Origin of the sequence: Vibrio sp. 10N.247.311.47 (assembly GCF_041467535.1) — a bacterium.
Taxonomy (GTDB): domain Bacteria; phylum Pseudomonadota; class Gammaproteobacteria; order Enterobacterales; family Vibrionaceae; genus Vibrio; species Vibrio crassostreae_C.
This window is the reverse complement of the sequence record NZ_JBFSUR010000007.1, coordinates 153,833-169,892: the sequence shown is the minus strand read 5'-3', so window position 1 is coordinate 169,892 and position 16,060 is coordinate 153,833. Positions and strand designations below refer to the sequence as shown.

Here is a 16,060-nt window from a genome sequence, read left to right as displayed (position 1 = left end):
TTGTTTGATCCTCAAGAAAGCCACACCCACATAAAAACTAAAATCAAAAACACAGCAAGGCAATGTATGAAGTCGTATCTCTCAGCCTCACTATTAACCGCACTGTTTTTCGTATCTCCATTACACGCTCATGAAACCTACTCTGGCGGCAAAACGACCGTGAAGAAAGAAGGAGCGAACGCTTTTTCCCTTCCCGCAGCCAATCTACCAATGAGTAAGCGCTTGGATTTCAGCGTAGGTAATAGCTTCTTTAGAAACCCTTGGGTTCCTGCACCGTCATCAACCGATGCTCGTGATGGGTTAGGACCACTATTTAATACTAACGGCTGTCAAAACTGCCACATCAAAGATGGTCGTGGTCACGCGCCAGAAGAAGGAGATGAGAACGCAGTATCCATGTTGGTTCGTTTAAGCATTCCGGCTGAAACGCCTGAGCAGCGACAAGCCTTCATTCGAGATGGTGGAATTCCAGAGTCGACGTACGGCGGTCAGCTACAAGATTTTGCGCTTCAAGGTGTAAAACCAGAGGGCAAAGTGAACATTAGCTACACGGATGTTCCTGTTGAATTCAAAGACGGCACCGTCGTTACTCTGCGTAAACCCACTTTAAATATTACTGAACTTGCTTTCGGCGAGATGCATCCTAAGACCGAGTTTTCAGCTCGAGTGGCGCCGCCAATGATTGGTCTTGGTTTGCTTGAAAGTATCCCACAAGAAACGATTCTTGGATTTGCAGAGCAGCAATTGGCAGACAAACAGGGCGTGTCGGGTAAAGCCAACTATGTTCTTGATGTTCAAACCAATGAAATGGCGCTAGGTCGTTTCGGTTGGAAAGCCGGGCAGCCAAACTTAATGCAGCAAAACGCGGCGGCATTTAACGGTGACTTAGGCCTGACAAGCAGCTTATTTCCGAATGAAAACTGCACATCAGCGCAATCAACCTGTGATGATTTTCCAAATGGTGGCGAGCCAGAAGTCAGTGACAACATCTTAGATTTTGTTGAGTTCTATTCGCAGCATCTCGCGGTACCTGTTCGTCGTAATGTCGATAACCCAGCGGTTGTTCAAGGTAAAAATCTGTTCAAAGAGATTGGTTGTCAAAGCTGTCACCAAGCTGAAATTCGCACAGCAGAACGTGAAGGCTTACCTGCGTTGTCTAAACAGCTAATCAGCCCATATACCGATATGTTACTGCACGATATGGGAGAAGGCTTAGCCGACAATCGCCCAGAGTATCTAGCAAACGGTCAAGAGTGGCGCACCACGCCATTGTGGGGATTAGGCTATACCAAAGAAGTGAATGGTCACACCTTCTTACTTCATGACGGTCGTGCGAGAAATGTTATGGAAGCTGTGCTTTGGCATGGCGGTGAAGCAGAAATGGCGAAACAAAACGTTTTAGATCTTAGTAGCAGCGAGCGTGAAGCACTATTGGCGTTTTTAAACTCGTTATAAGCTGAGTTGAATTCAGTTTAGTTAACGGCTAATGACTTAAGAAAGCCGCTATTAAACCACTTGGCACCGCTGAACTTGTAGCAATACGAGGCCAGCGGTCGTTTCGCATTTAATGAACTCATATAATTAAAAGAAAAATTAGGAAGTAAGGTAACAGCATGACACATAAATTTTTGTTAATGCCTTTGTCGGCATTAATTATGGCAGGCTGCCAATCATCGGGTGAGCAAGCCGCTTCATCTGAGGTTAACGGTGTGTCTTATCAAGCAGACACGACCGACCACATCAGTCGCAGTGTCTATCAACAAGAGTTTGATTCAGCGGTGCTATTCGCGAAGCAATCGAGCGAATTAGAAGCTCTGATGCAAGGTTACTGTGAAACGGATAACGTTGAGTTAGACGCTTTGAAAGATCAATGGCAGATCACAATGAACAGCTGGATGGCACTACAAGGCCAAGAAAGAGGTCCAACAGCAGCGCTTGAAGAGAGCTGGAATGTTCAATTCTGGCCAGACAAAAAGAACACGACGGGTCTTAAGATGCGTCAGTTAACTCAGCAGAACAAAGCTTGGACTCAAGACGAAATCGCGCAGCAGAGTGTGACGGTTCAAGGGCTAGGTGCGTTGGAGTGGTCTCTGTACGACGAGCAATCTCCATTACTGCAAGACAAAGCGTCTGGTTGTCTATCTTCACAAGCGATCGCACAAAACTTGGCAATGAAATCGGCCTCTATTGCTGAGGCATGGCAGGTTAACCCTTGGTTAGCGCTAGACGAGACTCGTTGGGAGTCTGAATACATCGCTTTATTGACCAACCAACTTGATTACAGCATGAAAAAGCTGAGTCGCCCGATGGCGAAAATTGGTCATCCGCGTCCTTACTTCTCAGAATCATGGCGTGCACAAACCTCGATGACTCAACTAAAAGCCAATGTAGCAGCACTTCAGAATTTGTACCTTGCCGGTGGCAATGGCCTAGACGGCTTGTTGAGAGAGAAGGGCTTAAACGACGTAGCTGATCGCGTTGCTGACCAGTTCACATTGACGCTAGATACTTGGCCTACAGACTCAAGCTTGTTTGAGTTATTGCAGAGCAAAGAGGGCTACCGCGAGGTGCTGACTCAATACAACAAACTAGAACGTTTGAAGTACCTGATTCATGAAGAAGTGGCGATAGAGCTTGGCGTGGTAATAGGATTTAATGCTACCGATGGTGACTGATACTACGCGAAGAACGCTACTCAAGGCTGCACTGGGTTGTGCAGCTGTTCCATTGCTTCCGTTTGGCTGCGCTAGCCGCTCTGGTGCTGTGAGCTCATCTAGTGAGCCTCAATTAATCGGTTGTGCGCTGAACGGGCGAGGCCAATATTCAGCGGTTGTGGCTGACGAATATGGAATGCCATTGAGTCAACTGCCGATCCCAGATCGTGGTCATGGCGTCGCAATCTGCCCAACCTCATCACATGCGGTGGTTTTTGCCCGTCGTCCTGGTGACTATTTTATGGTGTTTGACTACAAAAACGGTCAGCAGATCAAAATGGTGGTGAAAGGTAACAACCGCCACTTCTATGGTCATGGCGTTTACTCATTAGACGGCACACTATTGTATGCCACTGAAGGGAAAACCGACACCAGTCAAGGCGTGATTGGCGTTTACGATGTCGCGCAAGGCTATCGTAAGGTCGAAGAGTTCACTGGTTTCGGTATCGGCCCACATGAAGTGATCATCATGCCGGATGGTAATCTCGCGATCGGCGTTGGTGGCGTTCATACTGATGGTAGAACACCGAAAAACCTCGATTCGATGCTGCCGAGCTTGAGTTATGTTTCTCCTGAAGGTGTGTTACTTGATCAGGTTGAATTGTTGGATAAGAAGCTGAGCATTCGACATTTAGCCCATGATGGTGCTGAAACGGTACTTTGTGGCCAGCAATATCGTGGTGAACCAGATGAGTATCCTTCGCTATTGGCGATGCATACTAAAGGCGGCCAGTTTGAATCACTTAACGCAGAGCCAGAGCAATGGGCAAGGTTCAATCACTATATCGCCAGTATTGCGGCGTCAGATGATTGGATTATTGCGACTTCGCCAAGAGGCAACTGCTACGGTATTTGGTCTAAAGAAACCAAAGAATTAGTAGAACTGTCTGCATTATCTGACGCTTCTGGTGCTGTGCTGCTTGATGGTGAGTTTCGATTAAGCTCTGGGGCGGGAAGTGTGGTAAGCCAGAGCAAGCCTTATGAGAAATCAACTCAGCAATCATCGGTCCAGTGGGATAACCATTGGAGTTCAATCTGATTTATAAAGCCTCTTAAAAATAACATGCTTACTCTCATTTCTTTGCCATACTTATGAGATGGTTGGTGATGGAGTTAAGCATGTTCGCAAAATACTTCTGTGGATTATTAGTTCTAGTTTCTGTGCACGCATGGAGCTATACGAGTTCTGACGAGAGCCGATTTATTCCGGCTGATTCAGAGCTCTCTTTTATGCTGATTTATCCAGAGCTTACCCAGAGTATTTATCAAGACTCATCCCTGCCTATTCTTTGGGACTCACCTGAACTTGTTAAGGCGTTTGAATTTCAATTGTCGCTTCTCGAACAAGCTCAAATGGCACCACTCTTCGATCGACAACTCAAGCAAATTCGTCACTATCAATCCCATGCTCAATGGCAAGAGTTGGACATATTACTCACCGATACTTTTATCTACTACCTGAGCTACGTTGAAAATGCGCCGCTTGCCGGTAAAGAGTGGTACTTCTCGGGCAAGCTGCATTCCAAATTACCTGCGCCTTCTCCGCATATTCTGATGAGATTAAAAAGCAGCGTTGCCAATGATTACTTATTGGAGATGGTGTTGTCTTACGCGCCGCCTGTTGGGGATTTTGACCAATTCAAAGCAACCTATTCGGTGTTAGAAACCGCCTCTGAACTCAATATTGAACGATATAGACAGAAAGGTTTGAAGCGCTTGGGTGACGAGCTTTCAGACAAAACGGTTCTTGTTGAGCGCATTGCTTTGGTTGGTGTTGATACCTCGATGATTGCGGTCGATTTACCCGAGTTCGATCGAGATCTGCAAACGGCGATTAAATCATTTCAGCGCATGCACGGCCTTACAGACGATGGGATCGTCGGGCCAGATACGATCAAATGGATCAATATGAGCTTTGATGCTCGATTGACTTCATTGGCTCTGAATGCCGAGCGTGTTCGTTTGTGGCCTAGAGACAGAGACTCTCTCATCGTCGTCAATGTCCCTAGTTTTGATATGAAGTATTGGGAAGATGGTGAAGAGGTCTTTGAGTCCAAAGTTGTCGTGGGCAGAAAGTCGCGAAAAACACCGCTTTTAGAGATAAATCTCGATTCGGTCATCCTAAACCCGACTTGGAATGTGCCATGGAAAATCATGGTCAAAGACATCTTGCCTAAGGTGAAAGCGGACGAAAGCTATCTAGATACACACAACTTCCAAGTGATTGACGGTTGGCGCACTATGGAGACGGTCGACACCACTGAGATCGATTGGCAGACCATCAATTTCAATTCTTTCCCATATCGAATGCGTCAGCAGGCAGGCTCGCGTAATGCATTAGGTTTGTACAAGTTCAACACACCTAACAAGCGAGCGATCTATCTGCACGATACGCCAAGCAAAGGTCTGTTTAATGACGACTTCCGTGCTTATAGCTCCGGCTGCATACGTGTTGAACATGCAGAGGAATTGGCTGAGTTGTTGTTTGCTACCAAGGTAAGGAAAGTACCGAACCAAAATGATGATCTTGCTCCGAATACTAAGGTGCGACTCAAGAAGCGAATCCCCGTACATATCATTTATCAAACCGTATTGTTTGAGGAAGGGGGCATACAGTATCGTGGTGATATCTACCAATATGATAAAGAGGGCGGTTGATTGAAATATGGTCAAGAAAGGTGATCTTGACTGAAAAATGACAACCAAGCTTCTATTGATAAAATTATAATGAGTATCAATAACTAACCGTGCAAAGGTTACAAATACTAACGTTTTGCACGGTTTTTGTACGTTGACGCAGCAAATTCCATTATGTATCGTGCATTTTTCGTTCGATCTAATTGGTTTTTTTGCTGTATGTCTCAAAGTTTATTTTCACGCCGTCAGTTTCTGACTTACGCTGGTGGTACTGCTGTAGTCGCCTCTCTTACTCCTTCTATCGCTTTCGCTTCATACCCGGATCAACCAAGAACGATTAGCATGAACAATCTTCACACTGGTGAACGATTAGAGACTTGTTATTTCGATGGCACTAACTATGTTGGTGACGAGATGGCACGCCTTAGCAAACTGTGCCGTGACTTCCGCCGCAATGAGATTCATCCAATGGATAAGAACCTGTTTGATCAGATCACTCAGATTCAAAATGTACTGGGTATTCAAAAAGAAGTTCAAATCATCTCTGGCTACCGCTCTCCAGCAACCAACGAAGCGTTGCGCTCTAAGTCGAGTGGTGTCGCTAAAAAGAGCTATCACATGCTTGGTAAAGCGATCGATTTTCGTATCGATGGTGTTGATTTAAAGGAACTGAGAGACGTAGCTAAAAGTCTGCAAGCAGGTGGTGTTGGTTATTACGCTCGTAGTAACTTCATCCACATTGATACTGGTCCAGTTCGCAGCTGGTAGAGCTAAGCTGAGTTATTGAGTGATACGGTAGGCACTTGTCAAAGTAGACATCCAATGTCATAGTTTGCCCAAATTTCAGTTTGTTCTAATAATTCGGTTTATTGCTGCTCAGTTTGTTGCTGTTTAGTTTGTTATTGTTGGGTTTGTTGCCAATAACATAGCGATATTCGAGTTGTTCACCAGATTCGCTCTTTAAGGTTTGTATATGTCTCTTAAGTATCAAGTTGTACCTGTTACCTCTTTTTCTCAGAACTGCTCGATTGTGTGGTGTGATGAAACCATGGAAGGCATCGTTGTCGATCCGGGCGGTGATGTTCAACAACTCGCGGCTATCATTGAAGAACTCGGTGTTAAGGTTGTGAACTTGGTACTGACGCACGGTCACTTAGATCATGTTGGCGGTACGGTACCACTTGCTGAGATCTTGAAGGTTGAAATTGTGGGCCCGCATAAGGCAGACAACTTCTGGCTACAAGGTCTAGAGAATCAAAGTCAGATGTTTGGTTTCCCACTGTGTAAAGCTTTTGAACCAAACACTTGGTTAGAAGAGGGCGACAAAGTCACTTTTGGTAATCAAGTGATTGATGTGATTCACACGCCGGGCCACACGCCAGGTCACGTTGTATTGTTCAGTGAGCAAGCTCGTTTAGCGTTTGTGGGTGATGTGTTGTTTAACGGCGCAATTGGCCGTACTGACTTCCCACAAGGTGACTTCAATACGCTTATCGCTTCAATCAAGACTAAGCTTTGGCCACTAGGCAGTGACGTAACATTCGTTCCGGGCCATGGTCCTGAATCGACATTCGGTCGCGAGCGTGCATCAAACCCGTTCGTCGCAGATGAAATGCCTCTGTACTAATTAAATCTTTGATTTTCCAACCGATTATTTGTGTCGATTGATTGAAAATGAAGCTTAGCTTTTGTCCTGAAAGCTAAGCTTTTTTATTGTGTGTGAACTTACTGGTAAACCTTAATCAGAAAGACGTTCAGCGGCAGCCAAGTAGCGTCGAGCCAGCCCCACAAACTCTTCTCCACTCATATTCAAATCATGGGTTGATATGAAAATGTCATAACCGTGGAAGCCCCTTTGATATTTCATTCTGTTGGCAAGCATCGCCTGCAATCCAGAATAGTTTTTAATCACCGCGTTTGGACTGTTTGTCTCATTCGGTGAATCAAGGTTGTCCTGTGATTGGTTATCGTTGAAATTCACGTTGTCGGTATTCTGCGACTCTTTGTATTGGCTTAGTTCGACACAGCCACTTTCAGTACAACGCGCATGGTAATGCGATGAGTCGAGAACCATATCCTCAAAGTTGGACTCTTTGCCTGCTTGTTTGGCTCCTAAGTACAAAAGTGCTCGTTGGCTGAGCAATAATTCACAAGTTATTTTAGGGCAAATCGAATCGAGGTAGGGCGAGTAATCTTTTACTTTAATTCCGACCCAGGGCAGAGGTTGATGCCAACCATCTTGTTCATAAGTGCAAAGACCAATTTTTTGGATGTTACTCCATTTTAAAACCCAACCCCCTTTGTAAAAGTGCTGCTGAAAATGAGTCGGGGTAAGTGTGAACATCACTCGGCTGCGCAGCATCAAATAGTAGCCAGTTCCCAGAAGCGCAATACTGCAAAAAGCACCCACGATCAGTAACTTTGGATTGTCACTGTAGAGCGAAACGATCAAGCAAATGAAGCCTAAAATAATGGCGAGGATACGGTACGAGCGAGTGAATGAAGGCAAAGAGAAATTACTAAGGTGACGAGTGTCCATAGGTAACACCAAGTTTTCATATTTTTGTCTGGATGGATAACCAGTGTATATGACCCTGAATTGATAAGTCGATGTTTAAATAATAGACGCTAGTAGACAATATCGGTATTTTTCGTCGACTTTCGACGCTTCACTCTACAAATAGCTCCTGTTTTTTGGTATAAATCGCGCTTCAAATTTTCACCACTGCGAAAAGAGCAGTGAACTGGAGAAATATTCAATGAGACTTGCTCATAAGCGTAAGGTGCAGGCTAAACTGCAGAAACGCACTAAAGCGGCTGTAGTTAAAGCAGTGGCAACGCCGAAAAAAGCGAAGCCTGTCGCAGAGAAAGTTGTAGCAGAAAAAACTGTAGCAGCAAAACCAGCGGTAGAGAAAGCAGTAGCAGCAACTAAAGAAGTTGCAGTAGCACTGACTCCTAAGCAACAACAAGTTCTAGACATCGTTGTTAGCAATGCTGAAGGCATTAACCCTAAAGGTATCGGCCTAGAAGCTGGTCAAGAAGACGCGAAAGCAGCTTCATGGGCAACAGGCGCATTGAAAAAACTTCTTGAAGAAAACCTAGTAGCGAAAGAGCAGCTAGCAGGTAACAAGGTTATCTACAAAGCTATCTAATCCTGTGGGATTACATTCGCTTCGTTAAGTTTTTAAGCCTCGATTTTCGAGGCTTTTTTGTATCTGGCACATTATGCCAAGTCCGAGCCCAAATCCAAGCCTAAACCTAGGCTCTATAATCTCAATTCCAATTCGATATACGGCTTAACTGATTAGTGTTGTCTCGTGTCAGAGCTTCGAATCAGCAAGCACTAAATTAGGGCGTTAGCTAGGTAGATCAAGAGAGCAAAGCCTTGATTTTTTTCCCTAAAATACAGCAATGAATAGAGCTTCATCACGAAATGGCAATCAATTGTTAAGAGTATTTAATTATTAATACTTAGGTATTTATCAATACGCATTGCCTTGGTGAATATCCAAACTCCTTTGAAATCGACACTATTCAATCATCTCCTACGTAGTTCTACTTAATCCTTTGGTCTAATACGTAACTTTGTTAACGCCATGCGTGCGTGCTCTCCCTGATATCTTGTTGCCTCATCACGGTGCACTCTTATGTTGAATCATAAAAAATGCTCATAGAAAGAGTGTTAACCCAACAAAGGACGTGAACATGAGTCTCATTTCTAACTCCCTCACACGAGTTTTTAAAAACGTTGCAGTAACTGCTGCGGCTTGTTTAGCTTTGGTCGCTACTGGTGCTACAGCCGCTGATAAGGTTTACCGTTTAAAACTTGCGGAAACTTGGGGACCAAACTTCCCAGTTTTCGGTGATGCAACCAAAAACATGGCGGCGATGGCTGAGAAGATGTCGAATGGTCGACTGCAAATCAGAATCGATTCAGCAAACAAACACAAAGCACCTCTTGGCGTTTTTGACATGGTTAAGTCTGGTCAATACGACATGGGTCACTCAGGCTCTTACTACTGGAAAGGTAAAGTTCCAAACACTCTTTACTTCACTTCTATGCCTTTCGGTATGACGCCAGCAGAACAATACGCGTGGTTCTATCACGGTGGTGGTATGGAGTTAATGGAGCAGGTTTACTCTCCACATAACTTGATGTCTTTCCCTGGTGGTAACACGGATATCCAGATGGGGGGTTGGTTTCAAAAAGAGATCAACAGCGTTGAAGATCTACAAGGTCTGAAAATGCGAATCCCGGGCTTTGCAGGCGAGATTCTTGCTGAGCTAGGTGCTAAACCGACGAACATTGCCCCAGGTGAACTTTACACGTCTCTAGAGCGTCGCACGATTGATGCACTAGAGTGGGTAGGTCCATCGCTGGATTTACGAATGGGCTTCCACAAAATCGCGCCTTACTACTACACAGGTTGGCACGAGCCGGGTTCAGAGCTTCAATTCCTAGTGAACAAGCGTACATGGAACAAGCTGCCTGAAGACCTACAAGAAATCTTACGTGTTGCAATGCGTACTGCGGCTTACGACATGTACACACAAGCAACGCACGAAAGTGGTAAGAACTGGGTTTCAATGAAGACAGAATACCCAGATGTACAAGTGAAAGATTTCCCACCAGAGGTTATGTCTGCTCTGAAAGAAGCGAACGATCGCCTACTGGCTGCACATGCTGAGAAAGATGAGCTAGCAAAAGAGATTCAAGCTTCACAAGCAAGCTACCTAGAGCAAGTACGTTCATGGACGGATATTTCACATAGAGCTTATCTAAATAGCCAAGCGAAATAATCGACAGTTGTTGAACTGAATCTAAATGAACCCGAAGCTTTTCTTATTGAGTATTTAAGAGTGAATAAGCCGAGGGTTCATTTAAAACATAATAACTAAGCAGGATAAATCCTGTATTACGCTCAAGAACCTTTTCTACGTCCTACAGCTCGTTACCTCAGCTGCGCGATGTCTTTTCAAATTCCATGGAGTCGGGAATGCGAAGTCTAATTTATATTGAACGCCTGTTTAATCGTATCGGTGACGCACTGGGATGGCTTTCCAGTATGTTGTTTATTCTACTTATCGCCAACGTTGTGTATGACGTTGTCATGAGATATGCCTTCAACGATGTCTCTATCGCTTTCCAAGAGATGGAGTGGCACCTCTTCTCAGCCGTTTTCCTATTAGGTGTTCCTTATGCCATCAAGGCTGGTGGTCATGTGCGAGTGGATGTGTTCTACGAGCAACTGAGCTTCAAGGCACAAGCGATTATTGACCTGCTCGGCACGCTTATCTTTCTACTTCCGTTTTGCCTGCTGGTGGCTTGGTTTGGTATCGATGTTGCCAAAGAGAGTTATGAACTGGGTGAAACCTCAGGCGATCCCGGTGGCCTGCCGTATCGCTGGATCATCAAAGCTATGATCCCGCTGTCATTCTTTTTGATGGCACTCAGTGGCGTAGGTTTGATCCTGCATTCACTGAATAAGATTTTTAATCCGCATCTTATCCATGCAAACAATATTCATACAAAAAACAAGTAGAGGCTGAACATGATTGGAATAGTAATGTTTTTCGTAGCCTTGTTTGCGCTTTTACTTGGCTTCCCAGTGGCGTTTACCTTTGGTGGTATCGCGTTAATCTTTGGTGTTTGGGCTGAGGGCATTGAAATGTTTGCCTTCATGCCATATCGAATTCAATCCATTATGGAAAACACGGTTCTGATGGCCGTTCCATTGTTTGTTTTTATGGGGCTCGTTCTACAAAAGACCAAGCTTGCTGAGCAGTTGCTTGAGTCTATGGGGCGACTGTTTGGCGGCGTTCGTGGTGGTATCGCGATTTCAACCGTATTAGTAGGTTCACTACTTGCGGCTTCTACTGGCGTGGTTGGTGCTTCTGTTGTTGCTATGGGACTTATCTCCCTACCTGTAATGCTCAAGTACAATTACGACAAAGGCTTAGCCTGCGGCACTATTTGTGCGTCTGGTACGCTAGGGCAGATCATTCCACCCTCCATCGTATTGATTCTATTGGGTGATGTTCTAGGTGTTCCTGTAGGCGACTTGTTCCAAGCGGCGATTTGGCCGGGCGTGATGCTGGTCGGCGCGTACATCGTTTATATCTTGATATACGCAAAGCTACACCCTGAAGCGGCTCAACCTATTGAACGTGATGACTCCATCAGCCGTAAGCAGGAAGTGTTTAATGCACTGAAAGCGATTCTTCCGCCTCTAGCGTTAATCATTGTTGTACTGGGCTCTATCTTCGCAGGTGTTGCTACGCCAACAGAGTCAGCCGCATTAGGTGGCGCGGGTGCGATGATACTTGCACTGCTTTACGGTCAATTTAGTTGGTCGATGGTGTACGAGGCGTCGAAAGAGACGGTGAAAGTAACGGCGATGGTATTTGCTATCTTGTTGGGTGCAACGGCATTCTCAATGGCGTTTACCTACACTGGTGGCGACTATCTGGTTGAAGAGTGGATGCTACAACTGCCAGGTGAAAAATGGGGCTTCCTGATCATTACCATGCTGGTGATTCTGATTCTGGGTTTCTTCATCGACTTCGTAGAGATCTGTTTCATCATCGTGCCGATCATTGCGCCAGTTGCTGAACTGATGGGCATCAACATGACATGGTTCGCTATCCTTATTGCGATGAACCTACAAACTTCCTTCTTAACGCCGCCATTTGGTTTTAGTTTGTTCTATTTAAAAGGCGTAGCACCGAAAGGCGTGACGACTAAGGACATCTACCGAGGTGTGATGCCGTTCATTCTGATTCAAATCCTCGTACTTGGATCACTTCTCGCTTTCCCATCTTTCTATGGAATGTGAGTGAAGCCAAGAATGTGAATGATATGTTTCGACGGCTATCTATAAATTGCTAAAGTAAAACGGCTTATTGATGTTCAGTAAGCCGTTTTTTGTGAGGGAAAGGAATGCCTCTAAAAGCCAAGCTGATTTTGCTGACGTTGCTCCCGTTGCTGCTGGTAACGGCGAGTATTAGTTGGATCTCGCTGCACCAGACTAAGACGTTAGGCGCTAAAGAAGTCGAGATCTTTAGAGACAGCCTAATCAAGTCGCGTGAAAACGCCCTCAAAGACACGGTTGATCTCGCGTTCGACGCCATAGAACACGTCTATAACGATCCAAATATCCAAGAAGCCCAAGCCAAAAAAAAAGTTCGAACCATATTGTCTAAACTTAGATATGGCTCTGATGGGTACTTCTTCGCATACGATCGCCTCGGGACCAACTTGGTTCATCCAATTCAGCCAGAATTGATAGGCCAAAACCTACTCCAACTGCAAGATGAAGATGGCGATTTTCTGATAGAGGCTCTGTTAAGAGAAGCGCAAACCGGAGGCGGGTTTCACCAGTATTTGTGGCAAAAACCGTCGACGGGTGAGGTGGTGTCTAAGCTGAGCTACGCCGCTTGGTTAGAGCGTTGGGACTGGATGATTGGCACCGGCTTGTATATTGAAGACGTACACCAAGAAGTGGCTTCGATGCAGGCTGCGATAAATAAGAATATTGAAACCACGTTCTTTTCGATTGTGGTGATTTTGAGCGTAACGGTCGCGGTCATCATCGTGCTGACCTTGGCTATTAACATGCATGAACATCGGATTGCTGATAACAACTTAAAGGAGCTGGCGCATAAGACGGTGATGTTCCAAGAAGACGAGAAGAAGCATCTAGCGCGTGAGTTGCATGATGGTATTAACCAATTATTAGTGTCGAGTCGTTGCCATTTGGAACTGCTCGGTAATAAGCTACAAAATGAAGACCTTAAAGCACATTTGAATAAGTCGCAGCATTCACTGATGCGAGCGATCGAAGAAGTGAGGCACATCTCGCATCAACTTCGTCCAAGTTCATTGGATGACATAGGCTTAGAAGCGGCATTGTCTTCATTACTGTTAGATTTTCAGGCGCACTCGGGCATAGAAGTCGAGACCATGTTTGCTACTCAACCTGGTAAGTTAAAATCAGAGGCGGCGACGACCCTATATCGAGTCGTGCAAGAGTCGCTGAATAATATAGAAAAACATGCACAAGCGACCAAAGTAACGGTTATCGCTCAGCAAATTGGTAATGTGTTGCAACTACTGATTCAAGATAACGGTGTCGGTTTCAACACCTATAAAGCGATGGAAAAACGAGGGATCGGGCTGCGTAACATGAGAGAGCGAGTGGAGTTCATCGGTGGTGACTTTGAATTGATGAGTGAGATTGGCCTCGGAACGGAAATTACAGTGTTACTGACACTAGAGGGATTAATGAATGAGTGAAGTTATTCGAGTTGTGATTGCTGATGATCACCAAGTGGTACTGGATGGCTTTATGGCGAGATTGGAACTCGAGCCAGATATTAGCGTGATAGGTACCGCCAGCAATGGACTAGAAGCGGTAGAGGTCGTTAAGTCTCTGCGCCCTGATGTGGTGTTGATGGATATCAGCATGCCTATCATGAATGGCATTGATGCCACCCATCTGATTAAAGAAGAAGACCCAGAAGCCAAGGTACTGATGCTGACCATGCATAACAACCGTGAATACATCATGAAGGTGATGCAGTCGGGTGCTGTCGGTTACATGTTGAAAGAGATTTCGGCTGAAAAAATGGTACAGGCAATCAAAACGGTCAATCAAGGATCGACCTATTTCTGTGAAAAAGTCACGCAGAATTTGTTTACTCAGCCGATTACTCCCACGCCATCTGTCAAGAATCCATTGAGCAGACGTGAAGAGGCTGTGCTGAAATTAGTCGCAAAAGGGGAGAGCAGTAAAGAGGTCGCAAAGGCGCTGAATATCAGCTATCGAACGGTAGAAACCCACAGACAAAACATCAAGCATAAACTGGATATTCACTCTACGGCAGAGCTTGCTAAGTACGCTGTCAATTCGGGGCTTGTGGAGTAATCGTACGCTAAATAACGTTAAATGTGTAATTTACGCCTCCTTTATGGAGGTTTTTTTAGTATTTTTGCGACAGGTTGATATTCTTCTTTTCGAAATTTAAGCGCCGAATGCAATGTTGCAAACTGTGCGCTGCAAATTAGAGAGGAAGCATGGAGCCTGTAAAAGATAGGTATAGTATTGAAAATACCGATTATACAGTAGGACAAGATAACGTTCAGAAATGGGGTTTTGATGTTCATAACCCAGTATTTGGAATCAGTGCAGGGGCGATCATTATCTTCCTGTTGGCACTTCTAGTCGCAGACCCTGAAACCGCAAAAGCGGCGCTTGATGGAATCAAATGGAAAGTCATTGGTAACTTCGATGGTTTCTTCATGTGGGCAGCAAACATCTTCGTAATTTTCTGTTTTGCCCTCATTGTCTCCCCGTATGGCAAGATACGTATTGGTGGCAATGATGCCAAAGCAGAGCACTCAAACCTATCTTGGATGTCGATGTTATTCGCCGCAGGAATGGGTATTGGCTTAATGTTCTGGGGTGTTGCTGAGCCAGTAGCTTATTTCACTGGCTGGTATGAAACACCACTAGGTGTTGAAGCTTACTCTCCTGAAGCGGCGAAGTTGGCTCTTGGTGCAACCATCTACAACTGGGGTCTGCACGGTTGGGCGATTTACGCGGTTGTTGCTCTAGCGCTTGCCTTCTTCACCTTCAATAAAGGTTTACCTCTATCAATCCGCTCTATTTTCTACCCTATCTTGGGTGATAGAACTTGGGGTTGGTTTGGTCATATTGTTGATATCGTCGCTGTGCTTGCAACGCTATTTGGCCTTGCAACTTCATTGGGCTTAGGTGCTCAACAAGCGACCAGTGGTATTAACCATGTATTTGGTACCGATGGCGGTATTGGCATGCAGCTGATTGTTATCGCAGTGGTTACTTTCTTAGCGACAATGTCCGTGGTTCGTGGCATCAACGGTGGTGTAAAGCTTCTGAGTAATGTGAACATGCTGGTTGCTTTGGGCTTACTTATCTTCGTTACCATCGCTGGTGGCATGGCGGGTATTAAAGCAATCCCAACCGCGCTAATGGGCTACATTGAAAACTTCATTCCCTTAAGCAATCCTCACGGTCGTGATGACGCAACGTGGATGCAAGGTTGGACGGTATTCTACTGGGCGTGGTGGATGTCTTGGTCACCATTCGTAGGCATGTTCATCGCTCGTATCTCTAAAGGTCGAACGATTCGTGAATTCATCGTTGCTGTATTGTTCATCCCAACGACAGTAATCATCATCTGGATGGCTATTTTCGGTGGCATCGCGATTGATCAAGTGGCGAACAAGGTGGGCGAGATTGGCATGAATGGTCTACAAGATATTACACTTTCGCTGTTCCACACTTATGATGCGCTGCCAATGAGCTCTGTTTTATCTGTGGTGTCGATTGGCTTGATTATGGTGTTCTTTATCACCTCTTCAGACTCGGGTTCACTAGTGATTGATAGTATTACCTCTGGCGGTAAAGTGGATTCACCTGTTCCTCAACGGGTTTTTTGGGCGTTGATGGGCGGTGCGATTGCTGCGGTTCTATTGTGGGTTGGTGGCACAGAATCTATCCAAGCATTGCAAGCTGGAACGGTATCGATGGCGCTACCATTTGCCTTCATATTATTGCTTATGTGCCTAAGCTTATTGCTAGGTTTACGAACTGAAAATCAATTGGTTAAGCACCAAAATGCTTTGAGTTAAAAGTATTTTTGATAAAAAGGTCGACAGGGTCGAC

Annotated in this window: 14 protein-coding genes; 13 read left to right on the top strand and 1 reads right to left on the bottom strand. The window is 45.2% G+C overall.

Going from position 1 to position 16,060, the window contains the following annotated elements; translation table 11 throughout:
• Positions 1-66: 66 nt before the first annotated feature.
• From AB6E51_RS07250 to AB6E51_RS07225, 6 genes are all read left to right on the top strand, one after another.
• Positions 67-1,455: a di-heme oxidoredictase family protein gene (locus tag AB6E51_RS07250; RefSeq protein WP_372058009.1), complete on the top strand. Its 1,389-nt coding sequence runs from the start codon at positions 67-69 to the stop codon at positions 1,453-1,455.
• Positions 1,456-1,613: 158 nt separating this feature from the next.
• Positions 1,614-2,675, top strand: coding sequence for an imelysin family protein (locus AB6E51_RS07245; protein ID WP_372058010.1), 1,062 nt, complete (start codon positions 1,614-1,616; stop codon positions 2,673-2,675).
• Complete coding sequence (locus AB6E51_RS07240; protein ID WP_372058011.1) at positions 2,665-3,753, top strand: DUF1513 domain-containing protein; 1,089 nt, start codon at positions 2,665-2,667, stop codon at positions 3,751-3,753. Before AB6E51_RS07245 ends, AB6E51_RS07240 begins: the two co-directional genes overlap by 11 nt.
• Positions 3,754-3,833: 80 nt before the next feature.
• Positions 3,834-5,372 carry a murein L,D-transpeptidase gene (locus AB6E51_RS07235; protein WP_372058012.1) on the top strand — a complete coding sequence of 513 codons (1,539 nt, stop codon included), beginning with the start codon at positions 3,834-3,836 and terminating at the stop codon, positions 5,370-5,372.
• A gap of 198 nt (positions 5,373-5,570) precedes the next feature.
• The gene (locus tag AB6E51_RS07230; RefSeq protein WP_017060953.1) at positions 5,571-6,119 is read left to right on the top strand and encodes a YcbK family protein; all 549 of its coding nucleotides are present in this window, start codon (positions 5,571-5,573) and stop codon (positions 6,117-6,119) included.
• 205 nt (positions 6,120-6,324) lie between these two features.
• Positions 6,325-6,978, top strand: coding sequence for an MBL fold metallo-hydrolase (locus AB6E51_RS07225; protein WP_017060954.1), 654 nt, complete (start codon positions 6,325-6,327; stop codon positions 6,976-6,978).
• 111 nt (positions 6,979-7,089) lie between these two features.
• Here AB6E51_RS07225 and AB6E51_RS07220 read toward each other — a convergent pair whose 3' ends face one another.
• Positions 7,090-7,890, bottom strand: coding sequence for a DUF2982 domain-containing protein (locus AB6E51_RS07220; protein WP_017060955.1), 801 nt, complete (start codon positions 7,888-7,890; stop codon positions 7,090-7,092).
• A gap of 220 nt (positions 7,891-8,110) precedes the next feature.
• On the opposite strand from AB6E51_RS07220, the gene AB6E51_RS07215 reads away from it, so the two are divergent.
• From AB6E51_RS07215 to AB6E51_RS07185, 7 genes are all read left to right on the top strand, one after another.
• Positions 8,111-8,503 carry a hypothetical protein gene (locus AB6E51_RS07215; RefSeq protein ID WP_017060956.1) on the top strand — a complete coding sequence of 131 codons (393 nt, stop codon included), beginning with the start codon at positions 8,111-8,113 and terminating at the stop codon, positions 8,501-8,503.
• Positions 8,504-9,056: 553 nt separating this feature from the next.
• The gene (locus AB6E51_RS07210) at positions 9,057-10,151 is read left to right on the top strand and encodes a TRAP transporter substrate-binding protein (protein ID WP_017060957.1); all 1,095 of its coding nucleotides are present in this window, start codon (positions 9,057-9,059) and stop codon (positions 10,149-10,151) included.
• A gap of 197 nt (positions 10,152-10,348) precedes the next feature.
• Positions 10,349-10,894 carry a TRAP transporter small permease subunit gene (locus AB6E51_RS07205; protein WP_017060958.1) on the top strand — a complete coding sequence of 182 codons (546 nt, stop codon included), beginning with the start codon at positions 10,349-10,351 and terminating at the stop codon, positions 10,892-10,894.
• Positions 10,895-10,903: 9 nt separating this feature from the next.
• Complete coding sequence (locus AB6E51_RS07200) at positions 10,904-12,187, top strand: TRAP transporter large permease subunit (RefSeq protein ID WP_029235146.1); 1,284 nt, start codon at positions 10,904-10,906, stop codon at positions 12,185-12,187.
• 104 nt (positions 12,188-12,291) lie between these two features.
• Positions 12,292-13,647, top strand: coding sequence for a cache domain-containing protein (locus AB6E51_RS07195; protein WP_017063573.1), 1,356 nt, complete (start codon positions 12,292-12,294; stop codon positions 13,645-13,647).
• Entirely contained in the window at positions 13,640-14,278 is a 639-nt protein-coding gene (locus AB6E51_RS07190; protein WP_372058013.1) for a response regulator, read from the top strand. The genes AB6E51_RS07195 and AB6E51_RS07190 overlap by 8 nt, the downstream gene beginning before the upstream one ends.
• A gap of 149 nt (positions 14,279-14,427) precedes the next feature.
• Positions 14,428-16,026, top strand: a complete 1,599-nt coding sequence (locus tag AB6E51_RS07185; RefSeq protein WP_372058014.1) for a BCCT family transporter — start codon at positions 14,428-14,430, stop codon at positions 16,024-16,026.
• Positions 16,027-16,060 lie beyond the last annotated feature (34 nt).